The sequence below is a fragment of the Ruthenibacterium intestinale genome, assembly GCF_040096265.1.
In the GTDB taxonomy this organism is placed as follows: Bacteria; Bacillota; Clostridia; order Oscillospirales; family Ruminococcaceae; genus Ruthenibacterium; species Ruthenibacterium komagatae.
This window is the reverse complement of record NZ_JBBMFA010000101.1, coordinates 136827-161082: the sequence shown is the minus strand read 5'-3', so window position 1 is coordinate 161082 and position 24256 is coordinate 136827. Positions and strand designations below refer to the sequence as shown.

General features: G+C 51.1%; 29 protein-coding genes and 1 pseudogene. 11 read left to right on the top strand and 19 right to left on the bottom strand.

Annotated features, from left to right (window positions below; genetic code table 11):
- Positions 1-2 precede the first annotated feature (2 nt).
- Positions 3-140, top strand: coding sequence for a hypothetical protein (locus WMO24_RS12095; protein ID WP_349216670.1), 138 nt, complete (start codon positions 3-5; stop codon positions 138-140).
- Between the two features lie 81 nt (positions 141-221).
- Positions 222-1766, top strand: coding sequence for a recombinase family protein (locus WMO24_RS12090; protein WP_349216669.1), 1545 nt, complete (start codon positions 222-224; stop codon positions 1764-1766).
- Between the two features lie 652 nt (positions 1767-2418).
- Here WMO24_RS12090 and WMO24_RS12085 read toward each other — a convergent pair.
- The 10 genes from WMO24_RS12085 to WMO24_RS12040 form a co-directional block, all read right to left on the bottom strand.
- Entirely contained in the window at positions 2419-2778 is a 360-nt protein-coding gene (locus tag WMO24_RS12085) for a hypothetical protein (RefSeq protein ID WP_087334825.1), read from the bottom strand.
- A gap of 117 nt (positions 2779-2895) precedes the next feature.
- Positions 2896-3285 carry a recombinase family protein gene (locus WMO24_RS12080; protein ID WP_215655340.1) on the bottom strand — a complete coding sequence of 130 codons (390 nt, stop codon included), beginning with the start codon at positions 3283-3285 and terminating at the stop codon, positions 2896-2898.
- 42 nt (positions 3286-3327) lie between these two features.
- Positions 3328-3639: a hypothetical protein gene (locus WMO24_RS12075; protein ID WP_349216668.1), complete on the bottom strand. Its 312-nt coding sequence runs from the start codon at positions 3637-3639 to the stop codon at positions 3328-3330.
- Positions 3639-3863, bottom strand: a complete 225-nt coding sequence (locus WMO24_RS12070; RefSeq protein WP_122791194.1) for a hypothetical protein — start codon at positions 3861-3863, stop codon at positions 3639-3641. The genes WMO24_RS12075 and WMO24_RS12070 overlap by 1 nt, the downstream gene beginning before the upstream one ends.
- Entirely contained in the window at positions 3856-4740 is an 885-nt protein-coding gene (locus tag WMO24_RS12065; protein ID WP_302435840.1) for a hypothetical protein, read from the bottom strand. Before WMO24_RS12065 ends, WMO24_RS12070 begins: the two co-directional genes overlap by 8 nt.
- Positions 4737-5300 (bottom strand): metallophosphoesterase, encoded by a 564-nt coding sequence (locus tag WMO24_RS12060; protein WP_087937003.1) that lies wholly within the window; start codon positions 5298-5300, stop codon positions 4737-4739. The genes WMO24_RS12065 and WMO24_RS12060 overlap by 4 nt, the downstream gene beginning before the upstream one ends.
- On the bottom strand, positions 5297-6541 hold the full coding sequence (locus WMO24_RS12055) for a hypothetical protein (protein WP_349216667.1): 1245 nt from the start codon (positions 6539-6541) through the stop codon (positions 5297-5299). The genes WMO24_RS12060 and WMO24_RS12055 overlap by 4 nt, the downstream gene beginning before the upstream one ends.
- Positions 6538-6888, bottom strand: coding sequence for a hypothetical protein (locus WMO24_RS12050; protein ID WP_087937020.1), 351 nt, complete (start codon positions 6886-6888; stop codon positions 6538-6540). Before WMO24_RS12050 ends, WMO24_RS12055 begins: the two co-directional genes overlap by 4 nt.
- Positions 6885-7604, bottom strand: a complete 720-nt coding sequence (locus tag WMO24_RS12045) for a metallophosphoesterase (protein ID WP_349216666.1) — start codon at positions 7602-7604, stop codon at positions 6885-6887. Before WMO24_RS12045 ends, WMO24_RS12050 begins: the two co-directional genes overlap by 4 nt.
- A 160-nt stretch (positions 7605-7764) precedes the next feature.
- Positions 7765-8142 carry a helix-turn-helix domain-containing protein gene (locus WMO24_RS12040; RefSeq protein ID WP_349216665.1) on the bottom strand — a complete coding sequence of 126 codons (378 nt, stop codon included), beginning with the start codon at positions 8140-8142 and terminating at the stop codon, positions 7765-7767.
- Between the two features lie 140 nt (positions 8143-8282).
- Between WMO24_RS12040 and WMO24_RS12035 the strand changes: the two genes are divergently transcribed.
- From WMO24_RS12035 to WMO24_RS12005, 7 genes are all read left to right on the top strand, one after another.
- The gene (locus WMO24_RS12035) at positions 8283-8642 is read left to right on the top strand and encodes a helix-turn-helix domain-containing protein (protein WP_349216664.1); all 360 of its coding nucleotides are present in this window, start codon (positions 8283-8285) and stop codon (positions 8640-8642) included.
- Positions 8643-8786: 144 nt separating this feature from the next.
- Positions 8787-9392, top strand: a complete 606-nt coding sequence (locus tag WMO24_RS12030) for a recombinase family protein (RefSeq protein WP_302435838.1) — start codon at positions 8787-8789, stop codon at positions 9390-9392.
- The gene (locus tag WMO24_RS12025; protein ID WP_349216663.1) at positions 9385-11265 is read left to right on the top strand and encodes a recombinase family protein; all 1881 of its coding nucleotides are present in this window, start codon (positions 9385-9387) and stop codon (positions 11263-11265) included. Before WMO24_RS12030 ends, WMO24_RS12025 begins: the two co-directional genes overlap by 8 nt.
- On the top strand, positions 11266-12072 hold the full coding sequence (locus WMO24_RS12020; RefSeq protein WP_204246273.1) for a hypothetical protein: 807 nt from the start codon (positions 11266-11268) through the stop codon (positions 12070-12072).
- On the top strand, positions 12062-12460 hold the full coding sequence (locus WMO24_RS12015) for a hypothetical protein (protein ID WP_087936991.1): 399 nt from the start codon (positions 12062-12064) through the stop codon (positions 12458-12460). Before WMO24_RS12020 ends, WMO24_RS12015 begins: the two co-directional genes overlap by 11 nt.
- A complete protein-coding gene (locus WMO24_RS12010) occupies positions 12441-13394 on the top strand; it encodes a ParB N-terminal domain-containing protein (protein WP_087937054.1) in 954 nt (317 codons plus the stop codon). Before WMO24_RS12015 ends, WMO24_RS12010 begins: the two co-directional genes overlap by 20 nt.
- On the top strand, positions 13394-14263 hold the full coding sequence (locus tag WMO24_RS12005) for a DUF6551 family protein (RefSeq protein WP_130848597.1): 870 nt from the start codon (positions 13394-13396) through the stop codon (positions 14261-14263). The genes WMO24_RS12010 and WMO24_RS12005 overlap by 1 nt, the downstream gene beginning before the upstream one ends.
- A gap of 43 nt (positions 14264-14306) precedes the next feature.
- Here the strand turns inward: WMO24_RS12005 and WMO24_RS12000 are convergent, their stop codons facing one another.
- From WMO24_RS12000 to WMO24_RS11970, 7 genes are all read right to left on the bottom strand, one after another.
- A complete protein-coding gene (locus tag WMO24_RS12000) occupies positions 14307-15563 on the bottom strand; it encodes a type II toxin-antitoxin system HipA family toxin (protein WP_226923505.1) in 1257 nt (418 codons plus the stop codon).
- Positions 15564-15566: 3 nt separating this feature from the next.
- The gene (locus WMO24_RS11995) at positions 15567-15887 is read right to left on the bottom strand and encodes a helix-turn-helix domain-containing protein (protein WP_302435836.1); all 321 of its coding nucleotides are present in this window, start codon (positions 15885-15887) and stop codon (positions 15567-15569) included.
- A gap of 69 nt (positions 15888-15956) precedes the next feature.
- Positions 15957-17600 carry a recombinase family protein gene (locus WMO24_RS11990; protein ID WP_226923504.1) on the bottom strand — a complete coding sequence of 548 codons (1644 nt, stop codon included), beginning with the start codon at positions 17598-17600 and terminating at the stop codon, positions 15957-15959.
- Positions 17557-18462 carry a recombinase family protein gene (locus tag WMO24_RS11985; RefSeq protein WP_349216662.1) on the bottom strand — a complete coding sequence of 302 codons (906 nt, stop codon included), beginning with the start codon at positions 18460-18462 and terminating at the stop codon, positions 17557-17559. The genes WMO24_RS11990 and WMO24_RS11985 overlap by 44 nt, the downstream gene beginning before the upstream one ends.
- Before the next feature lie 17 nt (positions 18463-18479).
- The gene (locus WMO24_RS11980; RefSeq protein ID WP_302435834.1) at positions 18480-20021 is read right to left on the bottom strand and encodes a recombinase family protein; all 1542 of its coding nucleotides are present in this window, start codon (positions 20019-20021) and stop codon (positions 18480-18482) included.
- 192 nt (positions 20022-20213) lie between these two features.
- On the bottom strand, positions 20214-20372 hold the full coding sequence (locus tag WMO24_RS11975; RefSeq protein ID WP_349216661.1) for an SHOCT domain-containing protein: 159 nt from the start codon (positions 20370-20372) through the stop codon (positions 20214-20216).
- 563 nt (positions 20373-20935) lie between these two features.
- A complete protein-coding gene (locus WMO24_RS11970) occupies positions 20936-21223 on the bottom strand; it encodes a helix-turn-helix domain-containing protein (protein WP_087331501.1) in 288 nt (95 codons plus the stop codon).
- A gap of 622 nt (positions 21224-21845) precedes the next feature.
- Here WMO24_RS11970 and WMO24_RS11965 point away from each other — a divergent pair.
- On the top strand, positions 21846-22076 hold the full coding sequence (locus tag WMO24_RS11965) for a helix-turn-helix domain-containing protein (RefSeq protein ID WP_040648020.1): 231 nt from the start codon (positions 21846-21848) through the stop codon (positions 22074-22076).
- Positions 22077-22303: 227 nt separating this feature from the next.
- Here the strand turns inward: WMO24_RS11965 and WMO24_RS11960 are convergent, their stop codons facing one another.
- Together WMO24_RS11960 and WMO24_RS11955 are read right to left on the bottom strand one after the other, a co-directional pair.
- Complete coding sequence (locus WMO24_RS11960; protein ID WP_349216660.1) at positions 22304-22975, bottom strand: peroxiredoxin; 672 nt, start codon at positions 22973-22975, stop codon at positions 22304-22306.
- Positions 22976-23075: 100 nt separating this feature from the next.
- Positions 23076-23528: pseudogene (locus WMO24_RS11955) on the bottom strand (ABC transporter substrate-binding protein); the annotation flags it as partial.
- A gap of 97 nt (positions 23529-23625) precedes the next feature.
- Between WMO24_RS11955 and WMO24_RS11950 the strand changes: the two are divergent.
- A complete protein-coding gene (locus WMO24_RS11950; RefSeq protein ID WP_349216659.1) occupies positions 23626-24237 on the top strand; it encodes a TetR/AcrR family transcriptional regulator in 612 nt (203 codons plus the stop codon).
- Positions 24238-24256 lie beyond the last annotated feature (19 nt).

Sequence of the window (24256 nt, the reverse complement as noted above, 5' to 3'; positions counted from 1 at the left end):
CTATGGATAAGAATGCATACACACAGATCAAATTCGACAGTTCACGCACATCATCGAAACTGCTTGCCAGACTTTTGGCCCGCCAACTTGCAGCCCGCTGGATGCGTGATCCACATACTGCTTTCATAACGACACTCTGACGCTCTATGTAACCCGGAATATCCCTGCTTATTTCATAGGCAGGGACATCCCACAACAAACACGAAAGGAGGCCGCAGCTTATGGCCAAATCGAAAATGCGTGCCGCGGCCTACTGCCGTGTATCCACCAGTAAAGAGGAACAACTCGACAGCTATTCTGCCCAACAGGACTTTTTCAAGGAATATTGCCAACATCACAATTTCGACCTTCTCCGCATTTATGGTGATGAAGGCAAATCCGGCACAAAAATGAAGAATCGAAAACAGCTGCTGGAGCTTCTGTCTGATGCAGAGCGTGGACTATATGACGTGGTGCTGATTAAAGATCCCAGTCGCCTCGCCCGCAATACGATTGATTTCCTGACGGCCGTTCGCAAATTAAAGGCTTGTGGCATTCAGGTCATTTTTGTAAACTATGATCTCACCAGTTCGGAAAGCAACGAATTCACTCTCACCATAATGTCTGCTATCGCTCAAGAAGAAAGCGCCAATATGTCCCGCCGCGTCAAATTTGGAAAACGACTCAATGCGGAGAAAGGACGCGTTCCGAACATTGTCTATGGGTATGATAAGACCAAAGGTGATTACTTTCATCTTAGCGTAAATGAACAGGAAGCGCAAGTCGTTCGAGAAATTTTCGAACTCTACGCCAACAAAACGATGGGGGCATCCTTGATTGCGCGCGAGTTGAATCGCCGTGGACTAAAGACTAAAAGAGGCTGCGATTTTAATTCCAACGGTATCGTAACAATCATTAAAAACCCCATTTATATTGGCAAAATCGTCAATGGTCGGCAGAGGGTAGAAGATTTTCTGACTGGTACTCGAGTCGATACACCTCCGGAAGAATGGCTTATTACGGAAAATCCTGACTTGCGAATCATTTCCGACGAACTTTTTTCCCGTGCACAACAGGCACATGCAGATGCTCGCAAACAGTATCCCCACCCTCATACCCACAATGTAGGTGCCTACAAATTCTCGGGTCTCATTCGCTGCAAATGCTGCGGGTATCATTTTACCCGGTACACCCGGACCTACAAAAACACGTATGTGCGCTGGTGCTGTGCAAACAAAAATCTTCCCGGTGGAAAACTTTGTCCCAATCGGACCCACCTAAAAGAAGATGAGCTTGAACAGGCAATTCGCAACTATCTTTCCTCGTTTCTATCGGAGCAAAAAGACTTGCAGAAACTGATGGCTGAGGAATTTGAACGTGTAATCCGGCAAAACAGCGCAGGAGAATATACAGTTGATTCCATTCAAAAAGCCCTTTCGAAGCTGAGCCGGGAAAAGGACAAGTTGATTGAGTTGTTCAACAACGACATCATTACATTGGATGAGATGAAAGTGCGCGCAAGTTCCATCAACTCCGAAATTGCAGAATGGGAGCGCAGGAAACAATCTTCTGCCGCTGTTTTTGACCCCAATGAACTACATAAACAAATTGCTTCTCTGTTTGGAGATATACGGTCTGTTCTTCTCAATAACAGCTTCGACAACAGACTGCTGAAACAGCTCATCGATGAAATCATCGTTGACGAGGCAGGACAAATCGAAATCAAGTTCCGAGCACTGAAAGAATTACCGCCTTTTTCTATGGCACTTTATGAACCGGCTGAATAGTCGGTTCTTTTTTATGGAAATCACCGCGAATCATTACCCCAGTTTGCACATATTCCATGGTCAGGGCAACCAAATTTTTTAGTTCAAATCACCTGCAATCTTTTGGATGTCTTTCCAGTTAGTTCTCCTTTATCTCTATCGAGCTCCACACGCTATCCAGCTGAATAAAATCCGATTTATAAGCGTACTCCATAAATATTGAACCCCAAATAACGCTTCTTGTCCCAGAAAGCTCTCCAGCATAAAGTTTTGTGTATGAAAACCGATGTTAACATCGACTTTTCTATTTGATAAAGCCAATTCTTTCCGCAATCAGATTGAACAAAGTCTTGGCACTCCAGCCCGAGCAGATGAGGTTCCTGTCTTTAGAAGTCAAAGGGGTATGAAGCTCACGTTCTGCAAAAGAAAAGCAGCGATGAATCAAAAGAATTCATCGCTGCTTTTACGTGGAGTGTAAGACCAATTGAGATATTTGCAAAAAGTCTTTATTCTCAAGGCTTCGCCGGTCTTCACTCATTATTTTTCTGCCGTTTTCGCTGCGATAGCTGCGGACTTTCCACTCGAGGGTCATTTTAGTGTTCGACCAAAAAAGATGTCCGCTTTATCCATGCCGAAAGATTGACTGAGGGAAGCACCTGCTTCATCGGACACATTATCCAAGGAGTTCGTCCAGCAGGTAGTTGTATTCCGGCAGCTGATCCGTGTACTCTTTCATCCATTCCCGCATAGCTCGCTTTTCCAGATTGGTGGCTTCCGTGTAATCCTCGCTGTGCCCTTCCTGCTCCATAAAGTCGTATGCGAGATTCTGATAGATCTCTTTCACCAATGTTTCGGGATCTTCCAGTCGTGTTACATCGGAGTCATCAATGGAATCCGCCGCAGGCAGGCCAAGCAGAACATACCCGAACTTTTTCGAATAGACCACATCGAGCAATTCAGAGCCTTCAATGTAGTTCTGGAATACCCCAAGGACCCTCTCAAGCTCACTTTTCTTTTCCTCTAATGAACTCATGGCAACATCTCCTTCCCGCCGGAATGACCGACTTTCCCGGTCTGGTGTATGTGGTTCTTTTATTATACCGCATTTTCTTTGGCCGTGGAAGAGAGGTGGGACGGGAACTTTTCCCAATCACATGGTCTGTTCCATTGTTGCCACACGGAAATAACCATGAGAATAGGCGGGGGCCAGATCGATTTCGCCATCTGGGCAATAGACCCGGACTCCTGCTGCGGTCAGCTTTTCTCCAATCGCCGCCAAACCTTCGGCGTCACGAGCCAGACGGTCGCCGTTCATCACCAGCACCCGGTCATAGACCCCATGTCGTGCATCACGGATCAGCGTTCGAATGCTCTGTCGGTTTGCGTCCAAGCCGCTCTCATATTGGAGCATCTCTGCGGAAATCGAAAAGCCAAGCTGGCCGGCGAGGCTTCGGAGTGCGGTAAGCTGCTGGTTCATGGCGAGACGGTTGCTTTCCGTGGACGCTCCATCCACCCGGCAGTAAAGGCAGCACTTAGGCATCTGATTTGACCTCCTTGAACGAATTTTGGAAGAAGCTGCCACTTAGCCCTGACATTCATCCCGGATGAAATCGTACAGGACTTCCGGCTCCTTCAGGCACCACTTGGTTTTTTCATCATCGGTCCAGACTTCGTAGCCTGGGGCGGCCTCGTAAAGCCACCAGCTGATATAGTCGTACTGGTCGTTGACCGCTTCCTTCAGCACATCCAGCAAGGCGGCAAGAACCAGCGCTCCGCCCTCAAAGACGAAATGTCCATCTCCCATCATGGCGAGTGCCTTACTGAACTGTTCGTCTCGATCCTTTTGCGCTTGGATCTTTCGCAGGGCTTCACAGAAGGTTTCCTTGGACAGCATTAAAGTCCCCCTCCCGGATTCTCCCCCTCCGCTTCCTGTTCGGCTTTCCATTTCAGAAGCAAGGAGATGGCCAACTCCTGAGTAGCGGGATTGACGCAGAACTCGAAAAACTTCACAGCCAACATTTCTGGCGTCAGCCCCATCGGGGCGATCACCGCTTCCAACTGTTCCAGAAGCTCCGCATCTACTTGGATTTCCACGAGCTCATATTGCTTTTCATCCATGGTGCGTTTCCTCGCCTTCCGAAGATTCCTTCCGCAACTCGTCCAGTCGCTGCCGGAACAGCTCCTGGAGCTCCTTCCAGACCTGCGGCTGCTTGAGGGTCACTATCGGCTGGTTCAGTTCCCGCTCCAGATCGGCGACAGCCACCGAAAGCGTCTTTTCATCGAACAACTGGTAGTGGCGACGAAGATACTGGACGACCGCCGCACTCTCCTCATCTTCGCTGCGCATGGCATAGCGGAGGGCGCTGTTGATGACACAGGAAAAGTCATCCACATAGTCAAGGTTGAACCAGGAGGCTGGGCAGAGAACCAGGTCATCTTTGCCTTCCTCGGTGATCACCAGCCCAATGTCCTCGCGGCTTATCCTTTCCAGCACGGTGTCCAGGTCATCTGCCAGTGCCTGGCGTGAGATGCGTTCCATGTTTTCCAGAGGTTGCAGAATCGGCATCCTTTCTTTCCTCCTATCGTATTCTTTGATTTTGCCAGATGTAAGCACTCGGCTTAAGCCGTGCCACACTTGCGGATATGGCTCCTGCTCTCCATATCGACTCAAATGTTCGCTGATCTTTGCTGCGGCGGCGGAACGGGCAGCCGCATCAAGACGGCTCAGGTTCCGGCAGGTAAATTCTGCAGCTATGCCGGGCATATAGGTGTGCCGCCCCAGACTGTACTGGATCGCCGCCAGAACGATATGCCGCTGCCCTCCATCTAAAATGGGAGCGAGGATTCTCACGGAGAACAGCAGCCCGGTGCTTCCTTTTTGGGACTGGAGAGAGAGGCCGTTTCGCTCGGCTCGTTCCATCGTGTGCGTCCAGTCCTGCCGTGCGATGAAACCGGCTACAGGAGCCACCTCATAAAAGCCTTTTTTATGTCTCACGGCTGCACCTCAAGCCCGGCTTTTGACTGACCTTTATACAGAAGATTGTTGGCCTCCATCTCCTCAAAGGTGACCGGCTCGAAGTGATTGACATCCACTCCGGCATTCAGCATTCTCTCGTTTGCCTGGATGAGCGGCCAGTAATCCGCGTCGGTATTGCCGTGGATGTGGCCAAAGACCATGTAGCAGCGCATGATGTGAGGCCAAGACATCATGGGGTAGTGACAAAGTGTGTACTGCCGCTTCCCGTCTGCGACATACAGCAGGTTATTGACGCTTTCAAAGAATCGTTCCGTCTGACAACTCCTGATCCATCCCCTGTCATGATTCCCAAGGATGAGATGTTTCTTCCCCCGCAGCCGCCGCAGGTATTCCTCCGGCGGCTTTTGGCTGCGGTAGATCAGGTCGCCGAGGATATAGACAGTATCCTTCCCTGTGACCTTGTGGTTCCAGTTTTCGATGAGAGTTTCGTCCATCTCCTCGATACTGGAAAAGGGCCGATTGCAAAGGCGGATGCAGTTTTCGTGACCGAGATGCAGGTCAGAGGTAAAGAAGATCATGGGGTTTCACCCTCCTTCTTCATCCTGGGAACTGGGATTGGCTGCCATCGGCAGTATTTTGCAAGTTCATCCTGACGCTCCCGAGGCAGGTTCATAAAATCGACAATGCTCTCTCCCGGAAACCTGTCGTGGCAGTAGGCGGGAAAGACTCCCTCCGGCACGATGCCGATGGACTCCGCTCCGGTCAGGCGGGCCTTCAGTTCCTCTGCATTTCGGATGCATACGGGAACGCCTGCCCGATAAAGCGCCAGGAAGAAACGGACCGCCTCAATCGTCCGGGTCTCCGCAAGACCGGCCACCACCAGATAGTAGCCATGCGCATCTTGGTGTACGATGCAGTCGATATGGGTGCTGTTGCCGCCCCGGCATACCTCCCAGGGGTGACCGGTGCGGGGACGCTCCTTCAGCCACCGTGCAAAAGCTTCGGGGGAATCTCCGCCCAGCTTGGACAGTCCCTCGTCCCGCCCATCGGCGTGGAGAGCGTACTGCTCTTTTTCCGATTTCTCCGTTCCAGTGTATCCCATGGCCCGATAGCCCAGGGCACAGAAGTGATAGAATTCGTTTGCGGTCACGGATGGGAGCCGCTTGTTATTTTCCAAAGGATACCCAACCGCCGAGGTGAGAAACTCCTCCACCTCCTGCTGGGAGAAGTCCTGGAAGAACTCCTCCTTCCACTGTGGGAATACCCTCCACAGATCCCGGCGCAGGATGGTTCCGGTTCGATGCCAGATGGGCAGCTCCCGCTCCACCAGTTCCTGATAAGAACCGGTTTCCACCATCTGAACGGTGTCCCGTACCGCACCCTCCAGCCAGGCGGTGAATGGGGCGATGTCATAGGGGAAGGCGCGCTCTTTGCGGCTGTCCACCTCCAGCACATGCCGATGCCCCAAGAATATTGCCCGATACCCGATCTTCTGATCCTCGCCGGCGGCAAAGTGGAACCACGCTGCCTCCTCCGGGAACTCGGAATGCCACCAGGTTTCAAACTCCTCAAAGCTCTCCACCTGGCCGTCCGCCCGCAGCTCCTCAAAGCTGCCGAAGTCTTCAATGGTACCTCGCTCCGCACGGAGCCATAGTTTCCAGCTTGTGTTCTCCGGGCCTGGCTCCAGCCGGTGGAGAAGGCGGAAGATCCGGTCGATGGCCGCATAGGATGTCTCGTCATAGGTGAAGGAGCAGTTGATGTTTCGGTATTCCACCCGACCCAGCCAGTTGATGTAATGCTTGATCTCCGGCGCTTTCATGTTTCCACCTCCTCAGTATCCGTATCCCCATCCTCCGTTTCCTCAAACTGGAGCCGGAAGAGGGCAGTGTGCTCTCCCACAAGAGCGGGGTATTTGTAATAGACATGGCGGCAGAGGGTTTTGTACAGTTCAAGGAGCCTCGGATTATCTCCGAAGTCCACAAGCCCGTCCATGATTCGCTCGATCTCCCGCTCCTCGGTGATCCTGCCGTTCAACACCTGTTCTACCAAACGGCTGTATTGCTGATATGCGGCGTCCATTAGGCGGGAAATCTCCTGGACGATCTCACGGATTGCGGCAAAGCACGCCTCCTGCTCCTTGGCCTCCGGTCTTTCTTCCTCTGTCATAATGTGTCCCCTCCCGTCAAGAGCTGCGGCGCAGCCTCCACGCTGTGGAAGAGGAAGTGCATCCGGTCGATATGCTTGTCAATATGCCAGTGTCCACAGAACCAGTGGTCGTATTTGAGTTTCCGCTCGATCTCCTCCAGCCATTTCTCGGTAGAGTCGTCCATGGTACTCTGGTCGATCATCGGAAGAAAGGCCTCGCGAGGCTCATACGGATAGGGACAGGTGTGGGAGAGGACGGTATCTACCTGCCACCCGCAGGCGTCCAGCGTCTGGATAACCTTGTCCTTGATCTCCTGGGGAGGCTGCTCATCCGGCCACCAGCCGTAACCTCTGGCCAGCCGGTAGAATTTGTCCACGCTGTAAGCTCCGCCGATGACCAAGTGTCGGAGACCTTCCAGATCAAAGATCTCGCCATCCATAGCAAATAGCAGACGTGGAAAGGCTTCCTCTACCCAGACTGTCCCGCCGTTCCACTGCTTCGTCCGATAGGAAGGGATGCTGGCCGGCCGGATCTCATGGTTGCCGTGGATGCAGAGCATCGTCGGCTTTACGGCGGTAAGAACTTTCTTCATCTCTGTGTCTCGCCGGTTTCGGTAGTAGTTCGCTCCTACATCTCCAAGCAGAACCAGGGTATCCTGCTCTGTCAGCTTCTTGCTGTCGCAAAACTGTATGACCTCATAGGGGTCTCCGTGGATATCACCCGTGTAATAGATCATTGGTCATTCCACCTTTCTTTTCTCATTATACCAACTCGGAAGACCCATATCCGGGACTTTCCAAAAACATATCCACTGTTCCAAAAATATATCCACCTTTACTGGCATAGATCGACCGGCAGTCAATGCTCGTGACTTCCGGTTGATTGCTTTCTCAGGTTCAGACGGTAAAATCAGAGTTATCTGGTTTACCGTATCTGCCGTGATGCTCTTTCAAGGAAGCTTTCAGCGATTTTATAACATCCAGGAGAATCAGCATCTCATAGGTGCTGCAATCCGAAAGAAGTAGAGCGATTTCTTCGCTGGCGCACCGTTCAGTGCTGATGATTTGCTCCATCAAAAGCCGGTCGGGAGATACGCCCAAGGCATTGGCGATAAGCACAAAGGTGTCAAGGCTCATGCTCTTGATCCCGCTCTCTATGTAGCTGATGTAAGATGGCGTTTTATCCACCAGTTCAGAGAGCATCGCTTGCGAAAGGTGGTTGCGCTGGCGGACTTCACGGATGTGTTTTCCAATGACTTTGTAGTTCAGGCTCATAATAAGACCTCCAAAAAATTTTGCAGTCTTATTATAGTGTTTAGATTATATCATCAACTCAACCTTATATCAATTTCACCCCAAGTTGATATACTCTTAGAAATAGATAATCTGGAGAATATATTTGAGGGGGGAAGCCGATGACGGAACATGATTTGACCGAGAGCCAGTTGGTCGGCTCCCGTATTCGAGATGTGCGGATCAATCGCCGGATGAGCCAGGCCGATCTTGCTGCGAAGGCCAATATCTCGCTGCCGCATGTCAGCAATATTGAAAAAGGCAAGACGAGCATGAAGTTGGAAACCTTTATCCGAATCATCGAAGCCCTGCAAGTGTCTGCTGATTCCCTTCTTCGGCCCGATGTGCCGGAGGTGAGAAGCCTATACCAGAGCGAGTTTGACGAGCTGCTGGCCGACTGCTCTCCCAAGGAGCTGGATTCCATCCTGAAGATTGTTCGTGAGTTGAAATCCACTATGGCCAGACGGGATGACAATACCTGAAAAATTGCGAGCTGGAATTGCCGGCTCGCTTCTTTTTTTCTCATCTATCGACCAGAAGTCAACACCTTGACTTCTGGTCGATTTTGTTATTAGTCTGCAGATTATATAATGGCCTGGAAGAGAAATAACACAGGGGGAGCAAATATGTCAGATCTGGCCGTTCAAAATAGAGAGTCAGAGCAGGAAGTTATGCCCTCATTTGATTTCCTGCTGGAAAGGGAGACGGAACGAAACACCCTTTTAGCGGAACATCGTGCCTGGTTAAAGGAAATCAAGCGGGAACGCCCGCTTCCCAAAACACATTACCGTGTGGCGGTATACATCCGCTACTTCAACCAGACCCGCTATGAGGACTATCTCTCAGCTCATAAAAAGCAATTTCTTGATACACTGGCTCTCTGCCCAAACTGGAAGTTTGTCGGTTTCTATGTGGACGAGGGCAGCACTGCGCCCAATATGGAGAACGCTCCGGAGTGGTCAAGGCTCCTTCAAGACTGCTACGAGGAAAAGGTCGATCTGATTATTACCCAGAAAGCAAGCAATATCTCGAAGAAGCTCTCCGAGCTCTCTTTCTGTACGCGCCTCTTGGCAGCACTCCCAAAGCCAGTGGGCGTTTACTTCGTTTCGGAGGATATTTATACGCTGGCTTCCTATTACCAGGAGGATCTACACGACCCGTACTTTTTGCCAGATCCCGGTTGGAAGATACTCCCTGATGACGAACCCCGGAGGGAAATGCTGCATGATTGACAAGTCCACACGCAAACAGCTTGCGGAACGGAAAGAACGGGTCCGCCGGCGTATCAACACAAAAGTTGACCCGGAGAACTATGAATTCATTCCGGCTAAAAAGCCCATCGACTATTACGACAATGATATAAGGCAGCGGGTTGCCGTGTATGCCCGTGTCTCCACAGACAACGTCCAGCAGACTTCCTCCTATGAGCTGCAAAAGAAATACTATGAAGATTTTGTTGTGCATCATCCCAACTGGACATTGGTCAAAATCTATGCGGATGAGGGGATCAGCGGGACTTCTCTGGCTCATCGGGACGAGTTCAACAGCATGATCGCCGATTGCCGCAGCGGGAAAATCGATATGATCATCACCAAAAGCGTGTCTCGCTTTGCCCGGAATGTGGTGGACTGTATCAGCATGGTGCGAATGCTTGCGGAGCTGCCCAGTCCTGTCGGGGTGTTCTTTGAGAGCGAATGTATCTTCTCCCTCAAAGACGATTCCCAGATGGCGCTTTCGTTTCAAGCCACCATGGCTCAGGAGGAGTCTCACATCCGCAGCCGGAGCATGGAGACCTCCTTGCGGATGCGGCTGGACGGAGGTCTGCCATTGACGCCCAAGCTGCTGGGGTATTCTCACGACGCAGATGGAAACCTGGTCGTCAATCCGGACGAAGCTCCCACAGTAAAACTCATCTTCTATATGTATCTGTACGGATATTCCACCTCCGACATTGCGGCGGCGCTCACCGAGCTGGGCCGAAAGACTTATCTGGGAAATGTCAAGTGGACATCCAACTCCATTGTCCAGGTCCTTCGCAATGAGCGGCATTGCGGGGATGTACTGACCCGGAAGACCTTCACCCCCAACTATCTGAACCACAAGGCCAGAAAGAATCGGGGGGACAGACCCCAGAGCCTTTACCGGAACCACCACGAGGGCATCGTTTCCAGAGATGATTTCATTGCGGTTCAGCATCTTCTGAACAATTCCAAGTATGGCAACCGCTCCATCCTCCCGGAGCTGCGGGTGATCGACAGCGGCCTGCTCAGAGGGTTCGTGACCATCAATCCCCGCTGGGCTGGATTTAAGCCGGCGGATTATTACCAAGCGTCCGCCAGTATCCATCCACCCGATGAGCAGCAGGCGGATGCATCCCTGCCCTCGAGCATCACATTGGTTCCGGGAGATTTTGATATGAGAGGCTTTGAAATCGCCCGCAGTGAATTCTTTGATAATTATCACCGTCCCTATGTACTGTTTCAAGACAAGAGGATCAAGTTCAGCACCACATGTGTTCGGTCTTTTGGGAAAGACAACCATGTGGAGCTGCTGGTCAACCCTGTGGAGATGAAGTTCGCCGTCCGTACAGCGGCGAAAAGCAGCCGCAACGCAGTCGTGTTTTCCAAGCTGTCAGACGGAAAGTATCAGCCCAGGGATATCGCCGGTGCGGCCTATGTAGAAACGCTTTTTCAGTTATTCGGCTGGAGTCCGGATTTAAAATACCGGATCGCCGGAGCGCTGTTTCAAACTGAAACTGAATCTGCGTATATTTTTGATGTCAATGATGCGGAAGCGTTTATTAAATCGTACCTGCTTTCCGGTTCAAAAAGCACGGAACAGGCAAAGGAGCCTGTACAGCCCCTTTCTATCTCCGGCAAACGGGTGCGGGCAGTCCCGGAGGAGTGGATCGGCTCTTTTGGCAAGCAATATTACCTCCACCAACAGTCTTTCCCGCCCGTCTGCGATCAGAGTGAGGAAGACTGGAAAATCCGCATGGAGGGCCAGTTGTATGAAACCGGGCAGAAACTCCGCGTGACAGGATTTGACGTGCTGCGTGACTATATCTGTCAGGAACTCGGTCAGTACGGGAAGGAGGAATCCTAAATGTTCGAAGAAAGTCGGGAAAATACCGGCGGTGTAATCGCCGGAATGCTTCGTTCCCTGGAGGACGGGCATTTGGATATTGTTCCGTCTGCTGAATTAAAAAAAGCGGAACTGGCAGCTTCTCCCGCAAACAGCAGTAGTGATGAGGTCCTGGAGATGGCCGGTGACTTTAACTACGATGGCTACCAAGTGGTACGCCGTGAGTTCTTCGCCCATATTAATGAGCCGTCTGTAACTTTCAACAATTACAAATTTTATGTAAATACCGCCTGCCTGAACCGCTTCCCACAAGTTGATTATGTGCAGGTATTGGTCAATCAGGAGAGCAGGATCTTGGCGATCCGTCCCTGTCGGGCGGAAGATCGGGATGCCTGCGCCTGGTGCACCAACGGCTCCGGCAGACGTAAACCGAAACAGATTACCTGCAAGATTTTTTTCGCCAAAGTGTTTTCACTGATGGACTGGAATCTGGACTATCGATATAAACTCCTCGGGCGGATAATCCATGCCAAGGATGAGTGGCTCATCGCATTTGATCTCACAGCGACCGAAGTGTATCAGCGGGTGCAAAAAGACGGCCAGAAGCCCAAGTCTTCTCGAACTCCCGTGTTTCCGGAGGGCTGGAAGACGCAGTTTGGACTCCCGTTCCGGGAACACCAGAAATCTATGCAGGTAGACATTTTTGAAGGATATGCTGTATATGGGTTGCGCGATAACATAGCTCCTGCTGCATCAGAGCAGTCAGACGAGGCTGCCTCTGATACTGGTAGTAAGTCCGTTTTGGGAGGACAAGGACATGAATCATGAAAATCAATTGCAGGCTTACTTAACGCTGGACCCTGCGCGAAACCGGATTCGAATCCACAGGCAAACGATTCGTCTCTTGAAGAATCCTGCGTATGTGCAATTCCTGGTAAACCCTGAAGAGCTGTATATCGCCGTTCTCGGATCGGACAAACCTATTTCAGGCGGGACCGCAAACAAGGTTCGGATGTCAAACACATCCCAGCAGTCTATAGAATTCTATAGTACGATCCTTATTAAAAACTTTTCCGAACTGCTGGGTGGCTTTGACCTGAGATTTAATTACCAGCTGACCGGTGAGATCGATCAAGTCAACCGGGTCGCATATTTTTCCCTCAAAACCGTCAAACAGCTGGAACGCAGGAGGCTACATGACAGAGAAAGCATTTAGGCAGCTTAACATCGATCCGGAATTCAAAAACTTGATTCGTCCACTTCGCCGGGAGGAATACCGGCAACTGGAGCTGAATCTGGTCATGGAAGGATGCCGGGAAGATATCATCGCATGGAATGATACCATCGTCGACGGTCATAATCGCTATGAAATATGCAATAAAATGCGCATTCCTTATGGAGTCAAGGAGCTGGATTTTCCAAGCAGAGATGCTGCCATCGCCTGGATCTGTGCGAACCAACTTGGGCGCCGCAACATCTCAGAAGAAACCAGGAAATATCTGATTGGGAAACAATATGAAGCGGAAAAGAAAGTACAGCGAAATAGGAATGGCTATAATCAGTACCGTCCGAACCCCAACATTACTGTGGGGAGAGGCCGCCCAATAGATGAAGAGAGTGGCCGGCGAACAGCAGCCCGGCTGGGAAGGAAGTATCATGTGTCCGGCGCAACCGTACAGAAATATGCGAAATACAGTGCAGCATTAGATACCATTGAACAAAATGCTCCTGAGCTTGTTCCGCACATTCTTTCCGGGGCATATAAGATTTCTTTCGAAAATATCGTTGCTCTATCAGAAATGGAACCCGAAGAATTGAAAGCACTTAGTAAAAAAATCGGAAAAAATCCCTATGCGTTTGCTCGTTACAGTGAATCGAGACGATGCCTTTATTCCGACGCTTCTGCCAAGCCCGGTACAGCGGCGGCAGAACAGCCGGCAATCAAGACGATGCCCGCCTATGACCCGGATGCGGAAGTTGCTGGACTTACTCTTACGATCCCCTCCTGGATGAGCTCCATCGACCGGACAAAGTCCATGGCACATTTGGAAGCGATCTCACCTGCTGCAAGACAAAACCTCTTGGCGGCGTTGACTGAATTAGAAGGAAAAATCCAGGAAATGCTCAATGCAATTGAGGTGGAATCCTAATGGAAGATTATAGTATGTTTGTTCCCAATGTTCACTTCGAACAGATTCCCATCAAGAACCTCGTATCCAATCAGGAGTACCAGAGGAATATTTCCGAACAGCATGTGCTGAATGCTGCGGCACACTTTGATCTGTATCAGATCAACCCCGTGAAGGTAAGCCGTCGAAATGGGGTCAACTATGTCTTCAATGGCCAGCACACGGTGGAGATCGTCGCCCTGGCCTCTGGCTCTCGTGAAACGCCAGTCTGGTGCATGATATACGATGATCTGAACTACGAGCACGAGGCAGATATCTTCGCCAACCAGATGAAGTTTGTCAAACCGCTCCGTCCCTATGAAGTGTTTATGGCAAATGTGGAAGCCGGGAATCAGGAACAGCTTATGATCAAAGATCTGGTAGAGTCTTATTCTCTTTCCATTGGCCAGGTCAGAAACTATGGCGTTGTCTGTGCTGTCTCCACGCTTGAAAATATATATGAGCGGTTCGGTTACCATGTACTTGATCGAACACTCAGACTCTGCGTAGGCACCTGGGAGGGCGATATGAATTCGCTGTCTGCCAATATGCTCAACGGAATTGCCAGATTGGTCTACACGTTCGGCGATGCCCTGAAAGATGAGACCTTTAAGGAAAAAGTGGGGGAAATGTCGGTCAAGCTGCTTTCGAGAACAGCCAAGGAACGACGCCCCGGTTCTATGGGCTATGCTGAGGCGATGCTTCTGGCCTATAACCGCAAATGCAAATATCCGCTCAAATGGACCAAGCTCTACGAGAAGAATGTGGGGAACAATGAAGGACTGGACATTGATACGGATATGGACGAGGATGAGGGCGAGGACTCTTTTGAGGGAGTCGCCAAAGAATAAGCAAACGGACGGTTCCACCAGGAATCGTCCGTTTGTGATCTTATCATGGAAGGGAAAAGGCAGGGCGCATATACTCTATCGCTCCTCGGCTGAGACCATACTGTCCGGCCAGCCGTTCCCAGTGTCCGGATACTGTTTTGCAGACCTCCTCTGCAGCCTGTTCCGCTTCCTGAGGGGCCAGGCCGAAATAATCGGCTACTTCCAGAGCCAGTTCCAAGTCAATGGTGTTATCATACTCACTCACATTGAGGGAAAGCCGGTCCCCCGAGGGGACTGGGTTCACATCATAGAGAGGGGCCAGCCGCCAGCCGGTGGGTGTCAGAAGGAAACCATGGTTGCGCAGGTGGTCGTCAGTATTGGATACCGCCATGCTGAACACGATCCGCTTCCACAGCTCGACCAGATCCTGCCGGGGTGATGCCCCGTTGGCCCGGATGAACGCCGCCAGATCCAGATAGCTGCTTCCGTCCGCTGCAGAGGCTCCATCGGTCTTGCCCAGCAGGGTCATGGCGGAGGCGAAGTGGATGCGGCGGCTGCCGTTTCGGTCAAATCGCTTGACGAGAAAGGTACTGCCGGTCTTGGAGAACGTCTCCAATTTGGATTCCGGAACATCCAGTCCGCAGAGCCGTGCCAGGTCATGGACGACCTTCTCCCACGCGCCGCTGTTATATTCATCATGCTTGGAAGGGAACTTGGCAATCCACAAGGCGCCATCTGTGGCCTGCACCGTAGCTTTGGGTCTTGCGCCTCCCAAGGAGGAGCCGGGGGCCAGAAGCTCACGCAGCCATTTTTCATTCAGGCCGCTCTCATCATTCTCGAAAGCGATAGAGGCGTTTTCCAGCGTCCGAAGGTTTACCCATGGAGGCGTCGCAAACGCTTTATCGTTCGAAAGAAATTCGCCCCCTTCTTCCAAGCTGAACCGCAGCGCACCCATACGGGATTCATCGTAGACCCCCAACAGGAAGTCGCTCTCGGTGAGCTTACGGGGCTTGCGGTCCTCTTTGCGAGCGTCGATGGCCTCCTTGCGCTTCATCAGCAGACGCCCCCAGCGATCCGGACAGGAGTCGGAAAACAGGCCAAAGAGCTGCTTGTTCAGCGGCACATACTGCCGCCCGCGGTAGAGAGCCAGATCCGGGTCCAGAGAGAAGGAACTCTCGGCGGATGACAGCCAGGCCGGATCATACTCAAAGGAAAAGGTCTCCTGTCCGCGGACGAAGCCGCAGCGCAGCCGCCCCAGCAGAGTGGGTGCCTCTCCACGCCAATTTTCATATACATAGATGGTCTTTTCGTCCTGCGCCATGGGCTACTCTCCTTTCTTGGGCGCCCGCCGTCTGGTGGGCAGCGCCAGATCTTGTAGCTTCCTGCCAAATTCATCATCTTTTGCAATAAGCAGCAGGTCGCTGTCCATATTGTTTAATGCGTGCAGCACAGCGGCATAGGAGCCGATGGATACCGTAGGGGTGCCTTTCTCAATGGATATAAGAGTGGCTCGGCTGATCCCGGCACGCTCTGCTACCAATTCCAGGCTCAACTTCCTGCGCAGGCGGGCCAGGCGGATCTGCTCACCCATCTGTGCCAGGATCTCCCGTGTTTGCGGCATGATGACCGTGGCTTTTTTTGCCATGCACAATCGCCTCCTAACATAAATTATATTATATTATTTCAGCGATTATGTCAATTATATTTGAAGTTATCAATTTTCTTTTTCCAGGCGTTCTTCGATAAGGTACCCTCCTCCGAAGATAATGTCCAGTCTCCCGTCGGGATACACCTTCACACACTCAATCATTTGGTGGACGATGGTATCGTCGTACTCCATCTTTTTGGATGCTCGGTCGGCGATGATCTGCTGTAGTTGAAGGATTCGGCTGTCATTCACCTGATCGGAAGCAAGTGCTTCTTCGAGTTTCTGAATCCGTCCTTGCAGGAGTTCAATGGTATCGGAAAGTTCTTTGAATTCAGCTTCGTGACTCTCGATACCCTCTCCGCTTTCCACGCTCTCATTGATAAGAGATACCATTTTCCGATTCAGCCCATCTATTTTTCGCCGGAGCAGGTCGATCTCATCTGTGCCTCCGGTTAGACCGATTGCTTCACCAATGGTTGCCCGCATGAGTGCCATATAAGTGGACTCGTCTTCCTCGTTGAATCGGTTGATTGCCCGAACAATAGCGGCGTGGAGGGCGGTCTCATCTACCGTGAGCGAGGTTTTGCAGTAGCGCTTTCCATAGTCTAAGCGGCTGATGCAGCGCCAGACAACTCGCTTTTTTCCTCGGGATGTCCAGGTCACGCGCTTATATCGACTTCCGCATTCGGCGCAGGTCATCACATTGGATAGTGCGTACCGGGAGTATTTTCCGGTGGCTGTGGTAGCCGTTTTGGTGGAATTTGGCTCCCGGCTCATCCGCCTGGCGAGTTCTTCCTGCGTTTTGTGAAAGAGCTCTCGGCTGATGATACCAACATGGCTATTCTGTACATAGTACATGGGTGCCTCACCGGTGTTTTTGCGGCGAACCTTGCCAATACAGTCAATTGTGACCGTCTTTTGAAGGATGCTGTCCCCGCAGTATCGTTCATTCCGGAGAATACCCTTAATCATGCTCGCAGAGAAGGAGAAGCGTTTTCCTGGTATCTGGAGATTTTCTTCTCTGAGTTTGGTTGAGATCCGGTTGATGGTTTCACCTGACAGGTACATATTGAAGATCCTCTCCACGATGGATGCCTCCTCCGGGACGATCTCCGGTTCTCCGTCTGCACCCTTGCGGTATCCCAGAAGGCACTTATAGTTGAATATGGGCTTGCCCTCCTGAAATCGCTTACGAAAAGTCCAGGTGACATTCTTGCTGATGCTTTCGGATTCGGACTGTGCGAACCCTGCGTAGATGACCAGATAGAGTTCGCTGTCGATTTGCAGTGTGTCTATATTTTGCTCCTCGAAGTAGATGCCAATCCCTCTTGCCCTGAGCATTCGGACATGGTCCAGGCAGTCCACTGTATTACGGGCGAAGCGGGAAACGGATTTCGTGATGATATAGTCGATTTTTCCAGACAAGCAGTCGTTGATCATCTTCTGGAACTGAGGGCGCTTATCTGCACGTGTCCCGGAGATGCCCTCATCTGCGTAGAGTCCGGCGAACTCCCATTCGGGCTTAGCGGCAATCATCTCGGTATATACCTTTTTCTGGTTGGTATAGGATGTGAGCTGCTCCTCGCTGTCGGTGGATACCCGGCAGTAGGCAGCAACCCGCCGCTGATGATACTGCTCCCTGTTGACAATCAGAGAGCGTTTTGGCTCAATAACCGATATTGTTTTCTTGGGTATCTTGGTTACATTCATTTTCCTCATCTCCGATCTCGACATCGGTCTTGGTATGTAGAACCACCTTTCCTCCGCTGCCAAGCGTCAGGTAGGCGGCGATGTCACTAAAGTAAGCTGGGCTGAATTCCTCCTGGGGAGTCATCAGACTTACCCGCTTTCGGGCGATGGATGCGGCGATCTGCAGATGGGCATCGCTCTCAGCATAGAGCCGCTCTGCCATTTCGATTGTTTTGATGATAATCAGTGCATCGCTGGGGTCATCCCGCTCCAGCTCGGCATCAATTTCCCGGTTGATCCGCTGGGCTTCTGCCGACAGCTCTTTTCGCTTTTGGGGACGGGGGATGAGCAGATAGCTATTGGCGATGATGCGGTTCATCAGGATTGTCACCTGTTCCATCAGGTGTGTATCGGAGATCCGGATGCGCTGACCGCAGTCTGGGTTGGTGCATTCCCAACTCTCCCGAATCCGGTGCTTGCTGCTCACCCTTCGCCGCATAGGGGCGCCGCACTCCGCACATCGGACCAGATCCCGAAGCAGGTCGATCCCCTCCAGATTTTTTTTGAAGGTGTTCCGCTGGCGGGCTGTTTTCACGGCAGCCGCTTCCTCATACTGCTCTTCCTCAATGATAGGGTCATACTCCCCATCTCCAATGTATTTGGCGTTTCCGATGATTCGTGCGATACGAGCTTTATCCCACACATCCGTTCTCTCACTGTAGGGGATCTTCCTCTCAGTCAGCAGCTCGGCAATACTTTGGAGGGATGCGCCGTTGATGTAGGCGCTGAATATCTCGCGGATGACCGCAGCTTCATCCTGTGCGATGACTGTCCTTCCATTTCTCATGGTGTAACCGTATGGGATATAGCGTATCTTCTTCATGGCGAGGTTCCTCTCTGTCAGAGCATTTCTGTGAATCTCAGCCCGCCGATGAGGGTGACTGTCATTTCATCCCGGCGGCTGATACTGATGGTCTGAACGATCTCAGTAAACAGCTTCTCATCGAAGCGGTCCAGTGGTTCCTCGAGCTCTTCCAGCAGCTTTTTCAGCCGCGTCAGTTCCTCTATCATTTGGGTAATGCCCGAGGAGAATTCACATTGGCGCTCCCGCTTCAGCCGGCGCAGTTGGTCGTTGATCTCCTGCACCTGGGCCTTGTGGACCTCGTCCTTGAGGTATCCCTTTGCATGGAGCTGCTCCACCATCACCAACTTGGCGTTCAGATCTGCAATGTTCCGGCTGATCTCCCTTGCGGCCGTGTTTTTCTGCTTTCGCTTCAGCTCGGCGGATTCCAGGCGGAGCAGAGTCTGACCCAGGATGTCGTATTCAGAGAACCGAAGCTTATTGACCATGGCGACGAAGGCATCGTAGATTCTCTCCTCGCTATAGTAGTTTGAGTTGCACTGGGTACGATCCTGAATGTGTTTGGAGCATCCCCACTTTACTGTCCCGGAAACCTGCCGTCTACGAAAATACGAGCCGCACTCAGAACACTGAATGCGGCTCGTAAGAGGGTAGATATTTTGCGTTGTGGATTTCCCAAAGATATCCTGACGCTTTTTCAAGAGGAGCTGGACCTTGTCAAAGGTATCTCGGTCAATAAGAGGAGCGTGGGTCATGGAGGCGTAGAACATATCCTCCTGACCTCGATTTCGGAACTGTTTGAAGGGGACTGTGGTGTCGCGGTAGGTTTTCTGGTATTTGCAATCGCCACAGTACCGCTCATTTCCAAGGATGTATGCTACCTTAGTGGAGCGCCAGACGGATTTTCCGGTTTTGGTTTTAATGCCGCGGCTGTTGAGATCCCGGGCAATCTCCGATGTAGACTGGCCGCTCAGGTAGTTTTCGAACATCATGCGGACGATGGTTGCCTCCGGCTCATAGACCACCAGCGCCTTATTCACCAGCCGGAAGCCATAAGGAGCGTTGCTGTCCACATATTCCCCAGACTGCATCCGCTTCACGATGGAGAGCCGCTGGTTCTGGGAAATTGCCTTGGACTCCTCCTGTGCGATGGCAGAGAAGGTGTTGAGCAGCATCTCATCTCCGAGGGCCAGAGTGTAGATTCCCTCTTTCTCGAACTGCACCCCCACGCCGAGCAGTTTCAGCTTCCGGACATATTCCAGAGACTCCTTGGCGTTTCGGGCGAAGCGGGAGACGGATTTGGTGACGATCAGGTCAATTTGGTGCTGTTCGCACATCTTGATCATTCGCTGGAATTCGGTGCGGTTCTGTGCGTTCATGCCAGACAGACCTTCGTCAGCGAATATCTCTACCAGTTCCCACTCTTTTTTCCTCTGAATGAGGCTGGTATAGACCCGGATCTGGTTGGCGTAGGAGTTCTGCTGATCCGCCGAATTGGAAGATACCCGGCAGTAAGCGGCAACTCGGACTTTGCGAATTTCCTGCCTGGTGATAGGTGAGATGAGTTTGGCCTGCGGCATCAGCGGCTCCTCCTTTCTGGCTAAATTTGGGATTGTACTACATTTTGGTACAATCCACTTTTCCGGCTCAAGCAACATTATATTCAACAAAGGTACAAAGTCTATTGAAAGAAAGCAGCCAAAGAAATTTCTACATAGTCAACAGACGGCGGTGCTCAAAACCCATCAGATTAGACTATGCTGTTGTAGTGGCTAATCCGCAATGACAAGGTCGGAGCCGGTGAGTTTCTGGTAGTAGCGCTTGGCTCGCTCGTATTCGGCAGGGGTGATCACGCCGCCGTCCCGCATCGACTTCAGCACGGCCACAATAAACAGATAATTGGCGCTCTTGGTTTGCGACACAGCAATCATGGCGTGATCCCTCCTAAATATGAATGTGAATTGATACCACAAAAATAGGGGTCACCCGATTTGGCTGCGGAAGCCTTGGCTTTCCTGCTGCATGATGGGTGACCCCCATTGCTTCTGATATCAAGACCATTGAATGTCTTGTTGTCGCCTGTATTCGACACTACTTCCCCAGGCAGGGCGGCAACTTGAACTGCGCTGGCGCACATCATGGGACTCTCACCCCTCCGAGGATCTCTCCGAGCCGCGTAAGCAGAAGTATCATTGTAGGCTGACGGGGTCATGGCGGGGACAGCTTGCCAAGGCTGCCTTGTCCTGAGTGGGTGTCGCTCTGCACCTTATTTGGCCGTCCTTTGATGCGGATCTGCTCCGCACAGGTGGTCTTCGCGCACTCGGTCTGACGCTCTCCCGATCAGCTAAGGTATTCAAGTTGCCGGATATGACCGCCTGGGGCGGTGTTTTTCAAGGTTCGCTGAGATGTTTTGATCTCACGAAGATTGTAACTCTGCGCGTATTCTTCCAACAGAAACAGAATGGAAAGTTTACCAACCCAAAATGGAAAGTTTTTAGAGGGATGCCTCCAATTCGGACAGCAGAGAGATGGCCATCCGCAGTCCGCGCTTCTGTTCCTCTGCAAAATCTCCTTTTCCCACCAGGAGATAATCCAGAGAAACATCAAAGAATGCTGCAAACTCTACGGCCAGCTCGACTGGGCCAGTTTGCTTTCCAGTTTCGATTTTTGCGATGTATGGAGTGCTGACATTCATCTTCTCTGCCAACTGTTCCTGTGTGAGCCCACGCTTTTTTCGCAAGCTCCTGATCCTTGAACCATAGTCCTCTCTATTAAAGTACATGGTGATTTACTCCGTCTTCTGAAATTTGGATGCGAACCAAATTTCGGAGCGGTGGGTCGCGGCAATGGAGCGACCGGACATACCGGACGCTGAGCAGAGGCCGCCATTTTTCGACAAACAAAAAATGCACCCACCGTGCGGTGAGTGCATACGAAGAGAAATATTTGCCGAGCTTTAGCGGTATATAGTGAGTAAGGACAAATGGTGTCGAATAAAAAAGAACCGCAACCCCTTGGAGGATTGCGGTATGTAATGTTACTCTTTTTTCCCTGACCCCCGGCGGGTGTTCATTGCTCCCTATACGATTTCCTGCCATATTCTCCCCTTGCGGGGATAACAGACAAAAAGTGCGTTTCCCCTCACCGTTTCGATGGGGGTATTATAATAGGGAATTTTTAGGGGTTTCTTAGAAATCGCTTAGGTTTTAGGCAGTTTTGCTGAAATTTGAAAATTATCCGCTTTTTATATTATTGTATATTCATACTGGCTAAAAAGCACCAGCCAAAACTGTGCATTCTATATGTGCAATTAGTCTGACAAGACTTTCTACATCTTATTTTTCTATTCTACCAAGGGTACACTAAACTTGTCAACATATTTCTTGTGGTCGGAGGGTTGGCAAGTGGAATATGGAACGATTCGGATTAAGCTGGACGAGCTGTTGAAGGCATCCGGTCTTAGCAAGAACATGCTGAGCCATCGGGCTGAGATGCAGCGGACGCAGATCAACAATTATTGTAAAAACCAAATTACTCGTTTAGATATAGATGTCCTCGCAAGGCTTTGTACGGTGTTGAATTGTGAGATCGGTGATCTATTAGAATTTATACCGCCAGAAAAGATAGAAAAATGAGGCTCACAGGAGGCATAGCAATACTTTGCCAGCATATTGGACGGTCGGCATTTCAAATGGGAACGGTAAATTAATTATAAACGCAGTTGCAAATTCTGAAGCTCATTTTCTATTGCTTATCACCGAGAGCTGTTGTAAAATGACCGAAATACAACAAAAAAGAACCGGTCGAGATCTCGTGCATGAAATCTCGACCGGTTTTCTGTTATTGGGGAATTAACTTAGTATTACTTCGACTCTTTGCGGAAGCACATGAACCAGTCCAGGCAATACTGATTCTCGCTCTGGTTGTCCATCCGCTCCTTGGCTACGCCGCAGCTGCCGGCGGTGGGTACGATGACATCATCGCCGGGCCGCCAGTCGGCCGGAGTGGCGCAGGCATCGGCGTCCGCTTTCTGGAGCGCCAGGATGATGCGCTTGATCTCCTCAAAGTTGCGGCCCGTGGACAACGGATAGTACAAGATGGTTCTCACCACGCCGTTGGGGTCGATGACAAACACCGCCCGTACCGCCTGGGTGTTGGACTGTCCCGGCTGGATCATACCGTACTTGTTGGCCACCTCCATGCGGATATCCTCGATGAGGGGGAAGGTCACATTGATGTGTTTCTTACCGTTCCACTCCAGCTCCTGGATCTTCCGCAGCCAGGCGATGTGGGAGTAGATGGAGTCCACCGAGAGCCCCACCAGCTCAGTATTGAGGGCCTTGAACTCGTCGATCATGGAGCCGAAGGTCATAAACTCCGTGGTGCAGACCGGGGTGAAATCCGCAGGATGGGAGAAGAGGATCACCCATTTGCCGGCGTAATCCTCCGGGAATTTGATAGGGCCCTGGGTGGTGACAGCCTCGAAGGACGGGGCCTTGTCCCCAATAAGAGGCATTCTGTTTTCCTGATCCATGGTAAGCGCTCCTTTCGTTAGTAGTCAAGTTCGATGAATATGATATATGAGTTCTTTGGAGAAAGGCCGTGATACTCTATCTGAACTATCTGAAACAGTATTAACCCAGCAGCTCGCTCTCCAGATCCTGCAGCATGAGATCCAGCGCGGTGATGCCGCCCTCGGCGGTGTACCACACGGCGGGATGAGCCAGATAGACGATGTTGCCGTTCTTGTAGGCATCGGTTCCCATCACCAGTTCATTCTCCATGATCTCCTGGGCCAGCTTGGCGCCGTCGGTGCCGATGGCGGCGTCACGGTCCATGACGAAGATATATTCGGGAGCCTTCTCCACAATGAACTCAAAGGAAGCCTCGTTGCCGTGGGTGGAGGTGTCAATGTTGGCGTCAACACCAATGTTCTCAAAGCCGATCTCCCGGCCGATCATGGAGCAGCGGCCGTCGTTGCCCAGCACATTGTAACTGCCGCTGGTGATGAGTCCAACAATAGCGGTCTTGCCGGCGGCAAATTCGGACAGGGCGGCAATGCGGCCGTCGAAGTCGGCCATCAGCTCGCCCATCGTCAAATATTTGGTTGTTGACAAGAGAATGCACTTATGCTATCCTGATAACATCGTTACCGATACCAATGTTATCTAAAGAGGTGATAGAATGTCGTTGCCGGATCGGAGAATTGATCCCAAGATACTTAAAAGTGCAGAAGAAGAATTTATGGAAAAGGGGTTTGCAGATGCCTCCTTGCGGGAAATATGCAAAAAAGCCGGCGTAACAACAGGAGCCATGTATAAGCGATACCCTGGCAAAGAAGCTTTGTTTGAAGCAGTAGTTGGTCCAACACTTCAGGATATTGAGGAGATGGCGCTAAATATTGAACGGTACGATTACGAGCAGCTGGCACATGGCAAAATGCAATCCGTATGGGATATGTCAAGCACAACACTTAAAACAATTGTGCGTTTTTCCTATGAGCGATACGATGGATTCAAGTTACTCCTGTGCCGTTCGGAAGGTTCAACACACGCAAATTTCTTACATGATTTCGTATCTCACCATGCGAAGCAAACGGTCAAATTTTTAGAGGCAGTTACCCAGCAAGATGATAGAGACAGCCAGATTGATGAAGAGGAAATCCACATGCTGCTGACAGCGTTTTGGTCTACGTTGTTTGAGCCAATCGTTCATGATTTGCCTTTGGAAAAAGCATTACGCCACTGTGAATATGTGGCAAAACTATTTAACTGGCAAGCTATTTTTGGCTTTTAGCTTAATAGGCTAAAAGCCA